The organism is Phormidium tenue FACHB-1052 (assembly GCF_014696675.1).
GTDB lineage: Bacteria > Cyanobacteriota > Cyanobacteriia > Phormidesmidales > Phormidesmidaceae > Nodosilinea > Nodosilinea tenuis_A.
Map to the genome: position 1 here is coordinate 23,907 of NZ_JACJQN010000030.1, position 19,405 is coordinate 43,311.

The window sequence follows — 19,405 nt, forward strand, 5'->3', positions numbered from 1 at the left end:
TTTGGTCGGCGGATCAGTTTGAGCAGGTGATGGGGGAGTTACCCCGAAGATGCGATCGCTCTTTTCGATCTGCTACTACACCGGCTGCCGGGTGAGCGAGGCGAGGCAACTGCGGGCCGAGGATGTGGTGGGGAATACCCTGGTGCTGCGCAAGGCAACGACGAAAACAAAGCGGACGCGAGCGGTGCCGATTCATCCGAAGCTGAGGGCAGTGTTGCAGGAGGCGGAGTTACCGAGCCGAGGGTACCTGTTTCCGGGACGGAGTGGGCAGGGGCCGATTACGCGGCAAGCCTGCGATTTGGCGCTACGGAAGGCGTGCGACCGCCTAGGTCTGCGCGGCTACAGCACCCATAGTAACCGGCGCACTTGGGCGACTCGGCTGGACAAGGCGGGGGTAAGGCTGAAGGCGATTCAAGACCTAGGCGGCTGGTCGTCGATGGCGGCGCTGCAGCGGTATCTCGATGTGTCGGAGGAGGAGAAGGTGGATGCGATCGCGCAGCTGTAGAGCACTGGCTGGGCTTTGACCTACTTCGGCTAGTGAGCATTGCTGAGCTGGCCCCGGCGAAACTGCTTGGCCTAGTCTCCTTGCGATCGCCCCCACCAGCGACGGCACCATGGGCTCACAGCCGACACAACAGAAGTCTAGCTAGAAAGAGATCACATGGAAATTCTGGCGTTGCTGAAGTGAGGGATGAACGGATCTATGAAACCCTATCGGGGCTAAGCTTTCGAAAATAGATTCATCCCAGAAATCAGCAACGCCGCTTAGTCTCCTAAATAAAACCGTACGGTATACAGTGAATATCATTAACTTCAGTTCTGGTTAAGGACGCTTCGGCTTAACCAGAACTGAAGTTAAATATGGCATCAGGTTCCTTCGATGCGCTGGATCAATTCCTTTTTCGCTGCTTGCAGGTTTTTCCCTTGAATATCGACACTGTAGCGCAGAGGCGAAAGGATAACCTGAATCCCACATTCCTGACATTTTTGGTCGAAGACCGCGATTGTCGTCTGAGAATTCGTGATTGGGGAAGACTTAGAATCACACCATTCCAGCATTGGCTTAAAGCCAATAAAAGCAAGCTGATAAATCAGATCTTTGCTGAACGGAGCATGAAAATAGCCGCCGTGAACATCTCTGCCTTTCAGAAAATCAAACAGTAGCCCAGCATAATCAAAGAAATTTAGCGATCGTTGTTTCGGATTTTTGCCAATCATACCGACCGCCCGACTTAGAATGCCAACGACTTTGAGATCGAACTTTTTTATCTGCTTAACAAAGTTTTTAGCGTAATTTTTGTTTGCCGATTTGCGTTCTGAAACGAATGCGTAAAAGGCTGGATTGTTACTCGTTTCAACATAATCGGTGCAATCAAAAAAGGTGAACAGATCAGCGATCGTAAAATCATCTACATCGGCATTTAGTCCTCTCTCTTCAGCCAGCTGGGCTAACGAACCGGGGGTTCCTCCGCCTAAGTTGGTGGTGAAGAGAAGATGTAGCGCTGTATCCTTGGAATTGCCTGTTGAACCTTGAGCGTTGACGGTACCAAACAAGTTGTCGCCGTTAGTATGGCAGTACCGTTGCAGATTTTGTAGGTTGATAATCCCAAATCTCCCGGGGATAATACTGGCATTTCCCAAGCGATATCCGCTCTCTCGCGTGTTTGACGGATAGGAAAAATAGTTTGCCGTAGTTGAAGCCAATCGCAAGGCTAAGTCTCCCTCGTTGCTAAACAAATAGGCTTCATCGAAACGTCGTAACGACGACGCTAAATAATTGGACCGACTGGCAGCGAGCGCCAACACGGGAATATCTGGTGAGGCGAGCACCAACCGACTTAAACAAAAAATCTTCCCAATCTTGGAGGATGGTTCCTTGTTGACCGCAGCGGGATCGAATACATCCGAAAGAATGCGAATCACATTTGTCACCACAAATGCTCCCATGCTATGTGCTAGAAAACTAAGTTTAATTGGCTTCAGGCGATCGTTTCGGCTCGTTTCGTCGGGATATTCCTTTTCGGCTTGCGTTTGCAATTCTAAATCCAGTAAACGCAAAAATTCAATTAGATCAGGAACACCAAAATTAGTGGCTCGAAATGCATCTCGGAAATAAACAATGACTCGTAAGACCACGAGAGAGAAAATTATTGCAACTAGGAATACGGATAATAACAGTGCAAGAGCAATAAAAAGATCGATCGTTTGGCTCAAAATTCTAACGAGCAACACAATCCACAAGATGGTAAGCCCAGTACCAACACCAGCTACAATTCTCGGCAGAATAGGCAATGCTTTAATCGCCATTCTAAGCTGCTGTAAACTGAATCTAACGCTTTCAGATGACCAGCGATAGCCAACAAAAACGAGATTCTCCCTATCCTTGAGAATTGCCTCCTGATTAACATACTTGTAGATTTGCTTGTACCACCTACGTACACCTGTTTGTTCGGTACTATAGCCGTGAATGGCGATCATTAATTCTGGAGGTATGTCCAAGTTTTTCCGGCGCTCATGTAAATCGTCTGCGATCTGTTTAATAGCTAGATTTAAGTTTGCAGTTCGCTCTTCAATTGTCTGTTCGCGGATGGGAAGTTTCAGCGAATTGCCTGTCGTGAACTGCTGGAGTACTGAAGCTATTACTGAAGCTTCTAGAGCAGGCGTTCGATCAACAACTATATCCGCTTCTCCATCTTCAGTGTTGAAAGGAGCGGTGCTGAAGACAAAATAGCCAGATGTATTAGCTGATGACGACTGATAATTTGCCTGATTATTACTTAGAAAATCTACAAATTTTGTAACCTGATCGATATCAACAGCAGTTACCTCATTATCAATGGGGGTAACCAACCTTTTTTGGTCCTCTTCTGAGAGTGTGATTTTCTCGGCAAAAATAAACTTTTGAATACTGAGCAATACCGTTTTCATTGTAAAAACCCCTTAGAACGTTTCATTCAACCCTTGACAAAGCCATCACTAAAACGTAATCTGCACAAAACCTAATTGGCGCTTTGCACTGTAGCTCGATTGCAAAGCGAAACGTACTCATTGTCGCCTGATTTAGGACAAGAGTCGCTAAGATAAACATTTAATTCGGTATTGCGTAAAAGGGTATGATTGGCGAGAACCTTTGACGTCCACGTTTAATTAGCTTGTTACTAACTCTACAGAGTAGAGTTAGTTGAGGGCGATTGTTTCTCCCAAAAGGCAGCAACCTAACCATTTAGTTGGAGCGGGCTATTGAAATCTGTTGACTTTTTAGCAAAAGTTTCCTATAGCTGCTCAACTAAACCGTTAGCCCGCCTGCGATCAACAACCCGTTTCCTAAAATATCGACCTTGCATAGGATAAATGACACTGCTAGGAGGTAGCTGAAGTGTCTATCGATCAAACTAAGTGCTCAAGGGCCTTAACCTGCTGAAGGCTTGTGGGTTGAGTAGTTGTCTGCGGGCGCGGATAGCGGATCTGGCTTACGCCACATCTATACTCACAAAAGGCCTGACTGAGCTGAAAGGTAATTGTCTAGCACAGTGTTGAACAAATTTTGGAACTTTTTACGGAAGATCTGTCGAGAGAACTTGAGATGATTGCAGTAAAGTGCTCCAAACTTTGTGATCAAATATCCTCGAAGCTCTTCGTAGTCGAGGAGTCTACGCCATAATCGTTATCCAGTGCATGCTTGGCGAGCTCATAGTCTTTAGGGGCACAAGCCCACAGTGGGCGAGAGCGATTGCCCCAATAAGGAGGAGCACCGATTTAAGATTCATTTAGCGAGTCAGATTTAAACGCATAGCCGCCCCTAGCAAATAAGCGCTATTTCTATAAGTCAGTCATTCTCAGCCTTTAACTCAGCAAGTAGGAAGCTTTGATGAAAATGTCTCAAAGTTTCGCTATCGGCAAAAGGAATAATTATGGCTTTGAATCCTAGTCAAGATTGTCTAGATCTTATTAAAGAGTCAGAAGGTTTACACCGAAAACTTCCTAACGGAAATATTGAGGGATATATTGATCCAGTTGGAGTGCCGACAATCGGTTATGGTTCAATTCTTCATATTGATGAGGGCAGAGCCGTTAAAAAGGATGATGTCATCACTGAAGCTGATGCTAAACGGTGGTTAAAGGTAGAAGTAGATGAGAAAGCAAATGCAGTCAATACCCTATGCAAAGTCGATCTGACTCAAGGAATGTTTGATGCTCTGGTTTCATTTGCATATAACGTTGGAACTGGAAGTAAGGGCTTAAAGGACTCAACACTTCTTAAAAAATTGAATAGCAAAGACTACGAGGGTGCAGCACGCGAGTTCGACCGCTGGATTTACGGAGCTGGCAAAGTTCTTCCAGGACTAGTCATTCGCCGAAACAAAGAAGAATCTCTGTTTCGACGCGATGGCTTTCCTGGCACTAGTGCTTCCATATCAGACACTGTGTTTCCAGGCGCACCCTGGCAGGAGCCAAAACTCCCTCTAAAAATTGCCCGCATTCTGAAGGCCGGAAATTTTGGTGAAGACTGCTTCATTTTGAATTGTGCATTAGCAAAACTTGGATATCTTGCAGATGGGATTCAGCCTGGTGACTACACTGCAGTTACTAAAGAGGCTGTTGAGTGGTTTCAAGGTAACAATGACCTTGAAGTCGATGGGGAGTTTGGCCCGAACACAAAGGCAATTTTGACAACTGCATTAACTAATGTCGCAAGACGTGTGCCTCCTCCAATGTTAGATCGGGTCTATTGTCGTCTGGGCCGTACTGGTAGAACGGCTTATAGTGGTCTTGAAAAACTACTGCTAGAGTTTGTGGACCCAAAGGGAAGAGTGCTCGCAACACTTGACACGATCGCAGGTGCACCTAGCAAGCAAAACTTTAGAATTCCTGAAGATCCAGCTAGCTTTCCAGGAAACTTGGAACCTATTCCTCAAGCGCGGTACACTATTGGTGATATTCAATGGGCAGGTGGCAAAGATAACTACAAGGCTGAACATGCTCATCCCACAGGTGGAATCGGTCCCGTCTTTGTTCCTTTAATCAAAACCCAACCAGATGATCGTGATGCTTTTGGCTTCCATGTTGACTGGAATAGGAGTAGCTCGCCGGGTAGTGCAGGCTGTGTTTGTGTAGGCGACATGCCTGATTTGAAGAAACTAATCTCTCTATTGCGCTTATACGATCCTCGTGATCTATTTGTAGATTGGGAAATCCGCTGATTTCATAACTAAAAATCTCTACATTCTGTGAGAAGTATTTCACAGAATGTAGAGCCTTGTTTTCGTTTTACAACGCCTCGGTCAAATAGTATCTTCAGGCAATTTTATTTGGTAGTCCTTTTTTTGTAAGCGCTTCATTGCCTTTACTTCTGAAATTTGCTCAACAAAATAACCATAAACAATTTCATCAAACAATTTACGAGTAACAAGTTTTGCTTTTTTTAAGCGAGATTCGTAGTCTTGCTGAACAGATTCTCTGCGTAGTTTTCGGCGAACGTTAATATCTGCATATCGCTGCTGCTGGCTCTCGCCATGAATGTCTTCCATCCAAGTTGTATGTAGCGTTAGGGCTAGGTTGAGCGGCTGGTGTGCAGACGGAGCGCTCAAGCGGTAGATAGGCTTATGAAAATCATCGGCATTAAATACCCAAAATTCGTCGCAAGACTCTTTCTCATTACTCGGATTATCAGACAAAACAGTGCAAACAATGAAACCATGCCTAGATGAATCTTCTCCATTTAACGGGTCAGAGCTAGGGACGAATTGGGGTGAGGAAGCAAAGTATCCTGATGGAAACTGAAAAGAGTCTGCAATTGTCATCGTTTGAGTATCAAGTCGTAATAAGGTCAGAGGTTTATCTTGATCCGGAAGATTCTCAATCGGAAGTACTCTATGCCCTCTTGACTTATATACATCGTAAATTTGCTGCGGAACCAACTCCCAACTAAAGCCCCAAGTAATCCAATAAATATTCTTAACTCGTGTTTCTTTATTGTTTATATCATCACGACAAAGTTCACTGTGAGTGTAGATTGATGGCGACCAAGTTATTTCTGCATCTCGAATAACTTGAATTGTTTCAATCTCACTGTTGCTGCCGTTAATTACATACTTCGCTAATGCTCCAAGGTCTGTCGTACCGACCTGCATTCCTTCTAGATCAGAGCGAAAACTAGGTTTTCCTGGAACAGAACTATCGTACCTTGTGATCCACTGTGTCACATCCCAACCATTAGGATGACCGACATGAAGTGTGATTTTTCCTTCAGCATTACTGTAATCAGCAGCGAAATGAGAAATTTCATAAGGCAGAATAATTTGATTGGCGGGCAGAAACTTAGGCGGCTCGTTTGCTGTGCAGAAATCATACTCTTCTAAATCTGCTCTATCAACGACATATAAAATTCCCTTAGGCAGAGGCATAATGTCTCGCAGAAACTTTGCGCGAATCCAAGCGCCAAGTGACCAGTATTTTTTAAATATATTTAATTTAAGAAATCCAACAAAAAAAGGTGAAAAGATTTGCGAGAATTCCATTTTAAATGCAATATCGGCAAAGATGATAAAGCGTTCTGTAATTGCAATTTGATGAAGTGATTGTTCAACAACAACAGGTTGGTCTTTCTGCGGACCATCTTTGTAAACTAATCGCCAGCGCTTTAAAAGAGGTTCTTCAGGCTTGTTAGCTTCATCATTGCGAGCCTCTTCTTGGTAATTCGACTCTAAACCCCTATTAGGGAAACGATAGTAGACTAAGTCAGTGAAACGACCGAACTGTTCTTTAACGTTTGCCCTCCCCTTGAGCAATTTATTGATTTGGTCAAATATCCAATTCACTGGTCTTCGATAGAGCCCGTTGTACCCGGCTGAGTAATTGGTAGTAAAGAATCCTGGTTCTGAAGCTGTCGTACCATCAGCTTTGGTAACGTCAGCAACAGGATGAGCAGAGTTGATGTAAACGTCAAATGGATAGCTCCCAGTTAACTTAGCAACAAGGACAGAAACGATTGGCAAAATGCCTATCCATTGGTCGGTTGAGCCAGTTGGCGCAATCAATTCTAGCGAATTTGGATCAACTTCGTAAGGACGGCCTGCATCAATCGTGACGATTAAGCGATTGCCTATTCGAAGAAATGCAGTATTGAGTTGATTTCTGCCTCCCAGAAGGAGACTCATACGACTGGGACCTCCATTCCGAAAAGACGCAAAGTATGACCATAGCCAATGCCGTTTAGAAAAGGTAGTCTCAGGCTTCCATACCGTATTGTCGCTTGCTCCAGTCATCGCAATATCAGCGTAGTAGCAAGGCGTTTTTGTAATTCGAGTTTTGAGAATTGCTTTATGATGATTGAAGCCCAAACGATAGATCATGCCATCGCCTGTGTACAGTGGTGTTCCGTCTTCTTGAGGTCGATTGTCAGATTGAAACAAAGCACCTACAACAAAATAATAACCACGCAATTCTGTTGGTAGTTCAACGGCATCTCCTTCAGAAGAAATTTCCCAATCTCCCTGAGCATTCTTAACATATTTGCGAACTGTTAGCGGCAAGTCCGTAATTTCTTTCCGACTTGTCTTAATCACAGATCGGGGTACAAAGTTTTTTCTACAATGCTCACCAACAAATCGTGCCTGTCGTTGCTTCATATTGCTCCAAGTTCTCTCAATGTTGCTTCTTCTGCCAAGGTCAAGCCTGTGACTGCGGTAATTCGCATTCCCTCATAGAGACGTTTAGGTTTCAACGTTGCTAAACAGTCTCCAGTTTGCACATCCCAAACCCGGATAGACTCATCTTCACTAGCACTAATCAACTTTCGACCGTCAGGACTAACCACAACGGTCCAAATCCAATTCGTGTGGCCATTTAAAGTATTTAAGCATTGTCCTGTCTGACTATTCCAAACCTTAATAGATTGATCAGAACTGGCACTGGCAACAGTCTGATTATCAGAGAAAAATACAGCTCCCATGACCCAGCTTTGGTGTCCTTGCAATGTTTGCAGACACTCTCCAGTCTGGACATCCCAAATTTTCAGCGTTTGATCTAAGCTGGCACTAACAAGACGATCACCTTTTGAATTGAAGGAAACCGCTCCCACTCGTGCCCTATGTCCTGTTAGAGTGGCGTAGCATTTTCCTTTAGAAATATCCCAAAGCTTAATCGTACAGTCGTCACTGCCACTAGCAAGGGTACTACCACCGGGATGAAAGGCAATTACAGGAATGCGATCGCTATGCCCAGTCAAAGTAGCAAAGCACGTCTTACTCCGCAATCGCCACAGCTTTATTGTTTGGTCAAAGCTGCTACTAGCAAGAATTTCTCCATCAGGGCTAAATGCAAGGCCCCAGACTTCATCACTATGCCCCTCAAAGACAGCCATGCATTTTTTCTGCTGCCAGTTCCAAACCTTTACTATGTTATCCATCCCCCCACTAGCTAGTAATTCCTCACCAACGTGAAAAGCTAGCGATACGATGCTGGTTTTATGCGCTTTCCACTCCTGTAGGCACTGGTTGTCAGCGCTATTCCAAATTCGTATAGTTTTGTCTTTATGCCCAGTTGCAAAAAATCGACCGTCTAGACTCAATACCAGAGGACGCACCCAATTAGAGTGTCCAGTTATGGTCGTTAAACAATGACCTGTCTCGACATCCCAGAACGAGATCGTTTGATCTTCGCTGCCTGTTGCAATAGTCTGTCCATCAGGGCTAAATGCTGCTCTCCAAATCTGAGTTTTGTGTCCACCCAAAGAGCGTAAGCACTCACCTGTTGTAGCATTCCAAATTTTTGCGGTGCAGTCTGCACTACAGCTTACAAGCGACTGATTATCCGGATTCCAAGCGATTCCCCAAACCCATCCAGTGTGTCCTTCCAGAACTCTTACACACTGCCAATCAGTTACTCGCCAAATACGAACAGTGCAATCGCAGCTTGGACTCGCCAACCATCGTCCATCTGGACTGAAGTTAAGTCCTGTCACCCAATTCGTATGATCAGTAAGCGTCCGGAGGCAAACTCCGGTTTGAACATTCCAAATTCGGATCGTGTTATCAAAACTACCGCTTGCCAAAAAACTACCACAGGGACTGAAACTAGCCGCCAGAACTCCAGCGGAATGTCCTTGGAGGAGGGATAAACAAGATCCATCACTAACATTCCATAGGCGGATAGTACAATCGTTGCTAGCACTAGCAATGATTTGACCATCAGGACTGAATACAACACCATATACACTGCCACCATGTCCATTCAGAACACATTTGCACGTTCCTTTAGACAAATCCCAAACTCTTAAAGTTCCGTCGTCGCTTGCACTAGCTAATAGTTCTCCTTCTGGATTAAATGTAATCCACCGTACCCAGTTTGTATGCCCTTGAAGAGTTAAAAGGTGTTGTTTGTCTGCCAAGTTCCACACTTGAATTTCGCAATTCGTACTGCTTGTGGCTAACGTCTGACCATTTGGATTGAACTGAATAGAAAGAATGCCACCGAAGGCTTTAGCAAAAGACGAATCAATAAATTCAGAATGTGAAAAATTCACATCGTGCAAGTCTGTTTCTTGCAGAAAAGCTTGACGAATAACCAGTTCCGAAAAGTTATATCCTGAGAGACTTAAGTTTAGGAAACGGTACAGGTTGAGCAAGTTTCCCGCTGCATAACCGAATTTCAATTCATCTGTGTGTCGAACTGCTTCTACTAAAATATCCAACTGCTGACGAAGAGCAGTTTCCGTCCTAAAGTATTTCTGTACCTCTTTGATTAGCGGTTCAAGAATTAGTCGAATTTGCGATCCTCTTACAAAATCTTCTGCTTGAGCTTGAATTAAGGGAACTGAGTTGAATAACGCAACCTCTCCCATCTTAATTTCTTGAAAAATCTGCTCAAGCAATTGATTCGTGATGTATTCCATCACTACAGGCTGTTGGGTAAAACAACCTGCTCGCTTCTCAAGCAAAGAACGACGCTGTAAAGAATCAAGTGCTTCCAGTAGCTCTCTTGCCGTTACGGGGGGGAAAAGTTTTTCGTTTAACTCACTTAGTGAAATCCAATCTCGTTCAACTGCTAGCCAATACATAACCTGCTTTTCTACAACAGTCAGTCGATTAAACTGCTCGCTCAGTAGTTTCCAAATATCTCCAAAGAAAGGGATTTCTTGTCTTAGCAATTCAGCAACACTGCCGTTAAAAAATTCTTGAAGGGTTGTAGCAATAACTTTTAGGGCTAATGGATTGCCACCATAACGTCCAATCAGGGGTTCTAGTTCAGCTCTTGAGCCAGAATATCCTTGAATCTCAAAGACCTTATATCCTTCTACTTCACTTAAGCCGTTGAGCTGCAATGATCGAACGGGAGCATTAGGTCCTTCTAGCTGAACTACTTCAGCAGGCTTCTCTCGGCTAGTCAGAACAACACAACTCTTATGGTGTGTTTCGCCAATGCACTTTAACAATGAGCCATAGTTCTCGTATCCAACTCTATACGCTCCTGCTTGAGTTCTCTCTTGGAAAATTGTCTCGCAGTTGTCTAGAACTAATAAGCATCGCTGCTGAAGACACTCCAAAAGATTTTTAATTTGTCCATCTAAGGTTCCGGGTAATTTAGCAATTGGAGTGGGAGTCAGGAAATGAATTAGCTCAACTAAGAGAGCATCTAACGGGGGAGCATTTCGCAGCGAGCGCCAGATCACATAGTCAAAGCCCTTTTCAATGTGATGCGCTAGCTTAACGGATAAGGTTGTTTTACCAATTCCTCCAACCCCAAATATCGTAATCAGCTTGCACTGTTCCTGAAGAGCCCACTGCTCTAGCGTCGCCAGCTCTGGTTCTCTGCCAAAAAAGGAAAAAATGTCTGGAGTGCCTCTTAAGTCTCTGGACTTTCTTAGAGCATTTACATCTAACTTCTCGCTGGCAGTCGCTAAAGGCTCAAAATCCATTTCAGCAATCTCTTGACTATCTAAGGACAGCCTGAGACACAACTCTTCAAAAACTGCCCGGTCAACAGGTTTGCCCGTCAGGAAATTGACGACTGTAGAGCGAGCCAAGCCAAGATCCTCGGCTAGCGCTTGCTGGCTCAGAAAGCCGTTGCGTCTTACCGATAGCTTGACCCTTCCTATATAGTCCTGACTAACTCTGAGCGATCGAGGCATATCGGTGTCACGTTTTAGACAAAATTATTCAGTAGTCAGCCTAACTCAGCCATTCTGAGGCACGAACTCAGTCAGTAGTCTTGTTCTATTAAATCATCGCTGCTGATATCGACAACCAAGTGAGCTACAGAGAGCTGGAAAAAGATTTGCAATTCTTTGCAGAAAGCTGAAAATTTCTTATCTAGGATAAAAAATTGTATGAAACGGTTTCTTGTGCTCATGTCTACTGTCCTTATTTTTGGTTCTTCTACCACGCTCGTAGCAGGATCGATTGTAATCAATAACCAATTTGCCTTAGCAGAACAGGAGGATCCTGGTCGGGACTAGGGAAAACGGTAGCTGCACACCCTCCTGGACCTTGCACCTATCAAACATAAACTTCTATTGCTCGGCAGGTACAAAGATGATAGTTAACCAAATGGCAAGCTGCCAGAAGATTTTAGCAATTTGAGCATCTATAGGTCTGAGCAATGTTCAGTAGTTTATTAATCACAAATGCAAATTAAAGGTTCTTTGCAAGCGATCGCCGATGCATAAAAAGCTGATGTATAAACCGTAGCCAATTTGCACTCGCAGCTATTGCAGTCAGTTGAACTGAGAAGATGATTTTGCTGGTTGTCAACTCCAAACAGTTAGAACGGAAAGCCGTGAATCTACCGCTGTGTAGCCTCATCAAAATGCCCGGCAGTAAATGAGAAATGGTGCTTAAAAAGGTTGGATAAAGGCTATTTCAAGGATTAAGAAGAGAACTGTCTCTACTCAAAACCGCAACGATATTTTGCTTTGTTGATTTTTTAGAGTTTAGGAGAAGGTCATGGCTTTGGACAGCAAAACAATTGTCGATAGCTTGGAAGCTGCCAACCAAGCATTTATGGCTTTGAAGACACCCCTCGGGAGCAATTTCATTGGGTTAACAGATGAAATTAACAAAGCGATTAGTTTAGTTAGCAACGCAGATAGTGATGAGGCAGTACGAAAAGTTTTGGAGGAGCTTGACACCGGTTTAGACAAAGTATTTAGCATTGATCGTGATTATGTTAATGATTCATTAAGTTTAAATCTTAATGAAACTTTAACTACTAAGCTAAACAATACTCTACCCTCAGTTTCAGCAAACCTAGACATTGCATGGTCTTTAACAGATCCGGTCAGCCAAAATGCAACTATCAGTGATTTAAAACTGGAGTCTTTTCTGGGAAAAGACAATTTTCTGGGCAACGTCCTAAGCCAAGTCGAAACTGTCCTGAAGCCTGTGCGTGCAGTTATCAAAGGTTTGACTGAAGACATACCCTTTCTCACCAAAGAAATCCCTAACGGCCTGGGTATCAGCCCGTCCGACATTGATTTTGACAAAAACGGTAAGGTGTCAGTTCTAGACTTAGTTAATCAAGCAAACGCTTTCGGAGAAGAATTCAAGAAGAAAACAGGAAAGGACTATACGATATCAGGGTTAAGAGAACTTACTGAGTTCATCAACGATGCTGAGACCCTTCTGAACTTAGCTAAACCTGTTCAAGGAAATTCTGAGGCAATACGCCTTCCCGGAAGCTTTACATATGATTTGAACCAAAAATCCTTTCTATCACCCAGTAATAGTACAGGTGAATTGCCCAGTTTCCTGACTAATATTACTAAAGAATTGAATGGGTTCAGTCTACCAATTCTTAAGACATCTAATGCCTACAGGCTGTTCTCAGGCTCAAAGGATATTGAGTTGTTTGAGTACAAAATGCCAACGTTTAAGCTAGTCACTTCTACTGAGTGGGCGCAAGGAGTTCAGATTCCTATTGTTGTACCTCTTCTGAACTTAACCTTTGGTCCAACGTTAGGGGGTTCTGTTGCTTTGGGGTTTGGATTTGACACTACAGGATTCTACATCAAAGACGTTAATGGAAAAGATGCTCCTGAGCTTAACTTTTTTGGAGAGTTTAGGGTTGGAATTAAGCTAGGAAAAGACAGCATCGCTTCTTTAAACGGTGGTGCAAATGTTGGTTTAGACGCTAACTTTTCTTTTGATTTTAGTGAGAGAGAAAAAGTCAGAAATTTCTCGATCGAGAGGCCCTTTGATAGAATCAGTGGCTCAGCCTATGGTTATCTAGATGCCTCTGCAAATGTTTCTATTGCTGGAGCATTTAAGGATCTGCTAACAACCCAGTTAAAAGCAACAGGAGCCGCAACCGACTATTTAAAGGAGCTTACTAAGGATGCAGGTTTGCTTGGCGAAGGCGCTGCATTATTGGATAAGGGAGTTGATGCAGTTAGTGACGGTGTGAAAAGCCTCTTTAAGAAGGCGGAGAAGAAGGTTCCCACTCCCTCCACTCTACTTTTCAAGCTAGAAAGCCCCAGAGTGACTTTGTGGAGCTTTGATACTGGCTCTGGTAATGGTGGTGGTATTGGTAACCCTCCTGTTCCAATTCTCGCTACACCATCTGGAAACCTTTTATTTCTGAATGTTGGTACCCGCTCAAATGAGCGCAAGCATGAAAATGTTGTTGACGGTGCTGAAGTATTTACAGTTCAGCAGGTTAACAACCAGCTTCTGGTTTCGGCATTTGGCTTAGAGCAAGCCTACGCTATCACTACTAAAAAAGAGGACTCAGGGAAGGAAATCATCATTCCTCAAAGAATCGTTGGAGATGCGGGTGAGAGCGGCGATACCATAACCATTAGCGCCTCAATACCTGCGGACATTCGAGGAGGGAACGGCGATGATAAGCTGTACGGCGGTTCTGCGGCTGATGTCCTCAGGGGAGGCAATAACCGAGATATTCTCGAAGGTAACGCTGGTTCCGACTTCCTTTATGGAGATGCAGGGGAAGATACTTTACGAGGCGGCGATGGTAATGATTTTCTCTATGGTGGTGAAGGCAATGACACTCTTGAAGGACAAAATCAGGATGATGAATTGTTTGGAAACGGCGGACAAGATACTTTACGAGGCGGCAACGGTAAGGATCTGCTAGATGGCGGTGCTGGTAAAGACTTCTTGTCCGGTGATGACGGAGAAGATACTCTTTGGGGCGATGACGGTGATGATGAACTATTCGGTGGATTGGGAGACGATCTGCTTTTTGGAGAAGTCGGGATCGACATCCTCAAAGGAGGCGAGGGTTCAGATGTACTGGATGGAGGAGCAGATGGAGATTATTTGTACGGTGACGCTGGAGACGACTATCTCTTTGATGAGAGCGGTAATGATTTCCTCGATGGTGGTGCTGGCAACGACTTACTAGATAGTGGTGTTGGCAGCGACACGCTTAACGGTGGCAATGGGAACGATACCCTTAATGGCGGTGCTGACAACGATACCCTTAATGGTGATGCTGGTAACGACACGCTCAACGGTGGTGATGGGGATGATTCACTCGCAGGTGGTGATGGCAACGACCAACTACTAGGAGAAGCAGCTAACGATTCCCTCGATGGGGGTGCTGGTGATGACCTACTTATGGGTGGTGAGGGTGACGACAGCCTTTTGGGCGGCAACGGAGAAGACGTGCTGTTTGGCGAAGACGGTAGCGACACGCTAGATGGCGGTAGCGGCGATGATCTCCTGACAGGTAGCAACGGAGATGACTTGCTCAATGGCGACGATGGCAATGACCAATTATTGGGCGAAGCCGGGAATGACACGCTCAATGGTGGCATCGGAATCGATTTCCTCGAAGGTGATACAGGCAATGATCAACTGTTTGGTGGACAAGATGCCGACACACTCCATGGTGGTGCAGGTGATGACCAGCTCGCAGGCGATGCAGGCGATGATTTTCTGGTGGGTGATGCAGGTAACGATTTAATTGATGGCGGCAGCGATATCGATACTGTCAGCTATGCCAACGCTCCAACTGGCGTTGTGGTCAACATTGACGAAACCAGCAGCTACAGCAATCCAGGCAGTGCGGTTGATCCCGAACCTGCCTTTGAGATCGCTGCTGGATCTGCCACTGATGGCTTCAGCACCACAGACACCCTGCAAAACCTGGAAAACATTATTGGTTCAGACTACAACGACGTTTTAATCGGCAATGCGACTGAAAATGACATCTTGGCTGGAGCCGGAAACGACCTGTTAATTGGCAATGCTGGTAATGACACGCTGGATGGCGGCACAGGTATTAACATCGTTAGCTATCGCCGTGATCCAGGATCAGCATTCATCAATTTGGAGGAAGGAAGAGCGATCGACGGCTTTGGCAACGCCGACGTTCTCCGCAACTTCCGAGATGTAGTGGGGTCGCAGGGCAATGACACAATCATCGGCGACGGTCAGGATAACATCCTCTATGGTGGCAGCGGTAACGATCGCATCGAGGCCCGTAGCGGCAATGACCTAGTTTTTGGCAATGACGGCACTGATACGCTCTTGGGTGAAGCCGGCGATGACAAACTAGTCGGTGGAGCCGGGGCTGACTCGCTCAACGGCGGCAACGGCATCGACACCGCATCCTATTTCACAGCGTCATCTGGTGTCACTGCTAATCTGACAATCGCTAGAGGCACCAGCGGCGATGCCAGTGGCGATATCTTCACTCAAATTGAGAATCTAGAAGGCTCGGAATATAACGATCGGTTGACCGGGGATGCTCAAGCTAACTATCTGTGGGGCTTGGGTGGTGATGACTTCCTGGATGGGCGTGAGGGCAACGACACGTTAGATGGAGGCACGGGTAACGATCGCTTATCAGGTGGTGTGGGCAACGACCTGCTTTTAGGGCAAACCGGAGACGATGCTCTGGACGGCGGCGACGGGAACGATACCTTGATCGGCGGCAGCGGTGATGATTTCCTCGAAGGTCGCCTCGGCGACGATCGCCTAGACGGTGGTGATGGCGATGATACCTTCTTAGGTGGTGAGGGCAACGATGCACTCTCTGGTGAAGCCGGAAACGACAACCTAGAGGGCGGCGACGGCAACGACACCCTTAACGGTGGCACCGGTGAAGACCTGCTCTATGGCAGCGAGGGTAATGACCAACTCTTCGGCGACGCAGGCAGTGATGTCTTAGAAGGCGGCAGCGGCAACGATCAATTGTTTGGCAATGACGATGACGACCTCCTCTATGGACAGGAGGGTAACGATACGCTCAATGGTGATGCTGGCAACGATCAACTGTTGGGTGGCGTGGGTGATGACCAACTGTTGGGTGGTGCAGGCGCAGACCTACTGAATGGCGATGATGACAATGATCGCTTGTTTGGTGAAGCTGGGGATGACCAATTGCAAGGCGGTAACGGCAACGACTTCCTAAATGGAGGAGAGGACAACGATTTGCTGTTAGCTGGAGCCGGCGACGATACTCTAGAGGGCAGCACGGGCAGTGATCAACTGTTTGGGGAAGACGGCAACGACCAACTGTTCGGTGGCGACGATAATGACAGCCTCAACGGTGGCATAGGCAACGACCAACTGTTTGGAGAGGTTGGCAATGACCTGTTGTTAGGCGGTGAGGGCAACGACTCTTTAGCTGGAGCGGACGGCGACGATCAATTGTTTGGTGAGGCTGGGGATGACTCGTTGGAGGGCGGCAGTGGTAACGACAATCTCAATGGCGATGCAGGCAACGACCTACTGAGGGGCGATGCAGGTAACGACGAGATCGAGGGTGGTAGCGGTAACGATACGGTACTTTATCAAACCTCTCCCACAGGAGTCATGGTTAACCTGAATGCTATCAATTACAGCAGCGAAGCTTCTTTAGAACTGTTACCCTTTACAATCGCTGCCAATACCGCTTTGGATGGCTTCGGTACCACAGACAGCTTGCAAGCTGTTGAGAATATTACCGGTTCGGACTTTGCCGATATCCTAATTGGTAGCAACATCGCCAACGTAATTCAGGGATTAGCAGGCAATGATTTACTCATTGGCAATGCAGGTAATGACCGTCTAGACGGCGGCACAGGCAACGATACCGTTAGCTACCAATTTGATCTCAGCGCGGTTACGGTGAATCTGGAAGCGGCAACGGCGATCGATAGCTCGGGAAATACTGACCAACTGATAAGCCTCGAAAATATCGTTGGTTCTGATTTTAATGACGCTCTCACGGGCAACAATGAAGCTAATTTGATTCAGGCAGGTGCAGGTAACGACGTTATATTTGCCCGTGCAGGTAATGACACCATTATGGGAGGCAGTGGCAATGATCGCATCAATAGTGGTGCTGGTAACGATGTAATTGATGGTGGCATCGGCGATGATACGTTGTCAGGAGGGGGAAACCGCGATCGCTTCATTTTCCATCGTGGAGATGGCACTGACACAATTACTGACTTTGGTGGCGTTGGTCGAGGCTCGCACCCATCTTCAGCCATCCTTACTGAAACAGACATTCTTCAATTTTCAGGTGAAGGGTTGACTGCCAAAAACATGCTTCTAACCCAAAATGGTAATAATCTAGAAATCACATTCGAAGGCATCACTGATACGAAAGTGAGCTTACAGAACTTCTACCTGGATTACCTAGATAATTTAGAGCAAAAATATGAGGGTGATAATTTAGGCAACATTGCATTTCTGTACGATGGGCAAGCTCAAATTACTGACAACTTTGATGTTTTCAATTCTGAGTGGAAAAATGGCAGCCCAGATGGGCTCAATGGGCATGTACTAAAACCAAATACAGTTACCTTCCTGAACGACCTGAACAATACAATTAAAGGTTTCAATCAATCTGATGATGTAATCAATGGTCAAGGCGGGAATGATTCACTATGGGGCTTAAGTGGTAATGACACATTACGGGGCGGCCTAGGTAACGATATTCTGGTCGGTGGCCTAGGAAATGATTCCTTAAGCGGTGATGACGGTAATGATTTTCTTTACGGCCAAGAGGGTGATGACTTCTTAGTTGGTGGCAAAGGCAATGATTTGCTCGTGGGCGGCACTGGTATCAATATCCTTACTGGTGGTTCAGGCAACGACATCTTTGCCCTAACTGGAGAAAGCAATAATACTGTGATTGATTTCGCCTTTGGACAAGACTATATTGGACTTGGTAATGGCCTCAGATATGAGCAATTAGCAATCGTTCAGGGTACAGGAGTCAACTCCAGTAGCACTTGGATTAAACTCAATAGTACAGGCGAAACGTTGATGGCCCTCAACAATGTCCAGGCTAGTACTCTAACAACCAGTTCTTTTCTAAGTTTGACCAATCAGCAACTCGATCCCTCGTTGTCCTAATTGATTTTGCTGCCAGTATTAGTTAAACCAATCAATACTGGCAGCCCTTTCATAAGCAGAAGGATAACCTTGCTAAGAACCTTACATTTGTTTTCCCAAATGTTAAGGTATCCTGAGTAAAGCAACCAAGACTCTATTGCCCCGTGAGTGCTCTAACCATTCTTTACTAGATGAATATTTTGCTTCTGTAGCATTTCATGAGCACCTTCCTTGGAAAGCCATCGACAGGGAAGGTATACCATTCTAATGATGACAACACACCATAAAGCCCCTAGCTGTGCAGCAAGGGGCTTCTTTAAATGACAATATACAAATATTTGACGATTAAAGCGATATCAGCTTTGTCAAGATAAAGCTCTACCGACGATATTTAGCTCGGTAGATGGCTTGCCTCAAAATGTTAGTTGCTGCTCAGGGCCATAGCAACACAGCCAATACTAACTGCCATCCTTGCCGTCGCTGTTTTTTCATACTCTGCCCTTATCGATGGGCTAGGAGTGCTCCTAGCTTGAAGTGAGACACATTGCACCTAGGACGGGGTCGTAGATCAATAGGATAAGGCGTCGATCGCCCTCTTCTTCTGCTCCGGGCTCACCTCCAGATACCGCTGCAAGCTGGCCAAGCTCCGGTGGCCGCTGATCTCCTGAATCACCCGCAGGGGCACCCCTGCATTGCTCAGGTTAGTCAGGGCCGTGCGCCTAAAGCTGTGGGTACTGATGCCAATCCCCTCCAGCCCGACATAGGCCAGCGCTTGGTCGAGCAGCCAATCCGCCGATGACCGAGCCAACCGACCCCGCCCATGCCGACCGGGGAATAGGTAATCCGCCCCGCCATTGTCGTAGGCGGCTAGCAGCGTCGCCAGCCGGGGGTGAATGTCAATCTGTCGGGTGGCCAGCTTGCCCTTCGTCGCCTTGGCGGGCAGCACCAGCACGTCGCCCTTAATATCACCGGGCCGGAGTGAGATCGCCTCACTCACCCGCAGCCCACCGTAGAGCAGGATGCCAAACAGCGCTCGATCGCGGGGAGAGTCCATCGCCGCGAACAGCCGGGCAATTTCGTCGTGGGTCAATACCTTGGCCTGGCCGTGGGTG

General features: G+C 46.0%; 7 protein-coding genes. 3 read left to right on the forward strand and 4 right to left on the reverse strand.

Translation table 11 applies throughout. The features are described 5' to 3' along the window. Positions 1-49 precede the first annotated feature (49 nt). On the forward strand, positions 50-505 hold the full coding sequence (locus tag H6G07_RS25325) for a tyrosine-type recombinase/integrase (protein ID WP_199312443.1): 456 nt from the start codon (positions 50-52) through the stop codon (positions 503-505). Between the two features lie 362 nt (positions 506-867). On the opposite strand, the gene H6G07_RS25330 is transcribed toward H6G07_RS25325, so the two are convergent. Beyond that, a complete protein-coding gene (locus H6G07_RS25330; RefSeq protein WP_073611086.1) occupies positions 868-2,928 on the reverse strand; it encodes an alpha/beta hydrolase in 2,061 nt (686 codons plus the stop codon). A gap of 983 nt (positions 2,929-3,911) precedes the next feature. Here H6G07_RS25330 and H6G07_RS25335 point away from each other — a divergent pair. Continuing rightward, entirely contained in the window at positions 3,912-5,201 is a 1,290-nt protein-coding gene (locus H6G07_RS25335) for a glycoside hydrolase family protein (RefSeq protein ID WP_073611087.1), read from the forward strand. Between the two features lie 81 nt (positions 5,202-5,282). Here H6G07_RS25335 and H6G07_RS25340 read toward each other — a convergent pair whose 3' ends face one another. Both H6G07_RS25340 and H6G07_RS25345 read right to left on the reverse strand, forming a co-directional pair. Continuing rightward, positions 5,283-7,628, reverse strand: coding sequence for a carotenoid oxygenase family protein (locus H6G07_RS25340; protein WP_073611088.1), 2,346 nt, complete (start codon positions 7,626-7,628; stop codon positions 5,283-5,285). After that, positions 7,625-11,023 (reverse strand): WD40 domain-containing protein, encoded by a 3,399-nt coding sequence (locus tag H6G07_RS25345; RefSeq protein WP_190740808.1) that lies wholly within the window; start codon positions 11,021-11,023, stop codon positions 7,625-7,627. The genes H6G07_RS25340 and H6G07_RS25345 overlap by 4 nt, the downstream gene beginning before the upstream one ends. 919 nt (positions 11,024-11,942) lie before the next feature. On the opposite strand from H6G07_RS25345, the gene H6G07_RS25350 reads away from it, so the two are divergent. Then, positions 11,943-18,314, forward strand: coding sequence for a calcium-binding protein (locus H6G07_RS25350; protein WP_073611091.1), 6,372 nt, complete (start codon positions 11,943-11,945; stop codon positions 18,312-18,314). Positions 18,315-18,861: 547 nt separating this feature from the next. Here the strand turns inward: H6G07_RS25350 and H6G07_RS25355 are convergent. Beyond that, on the reverse strand, positions 18,862-19,405 hold a 544-nt coding region (locus H6G07_RS25355; RefSeq protein ID WP_190740809.1), incomplete at its 5' end, for a tyrosine-type recombinase/integrase.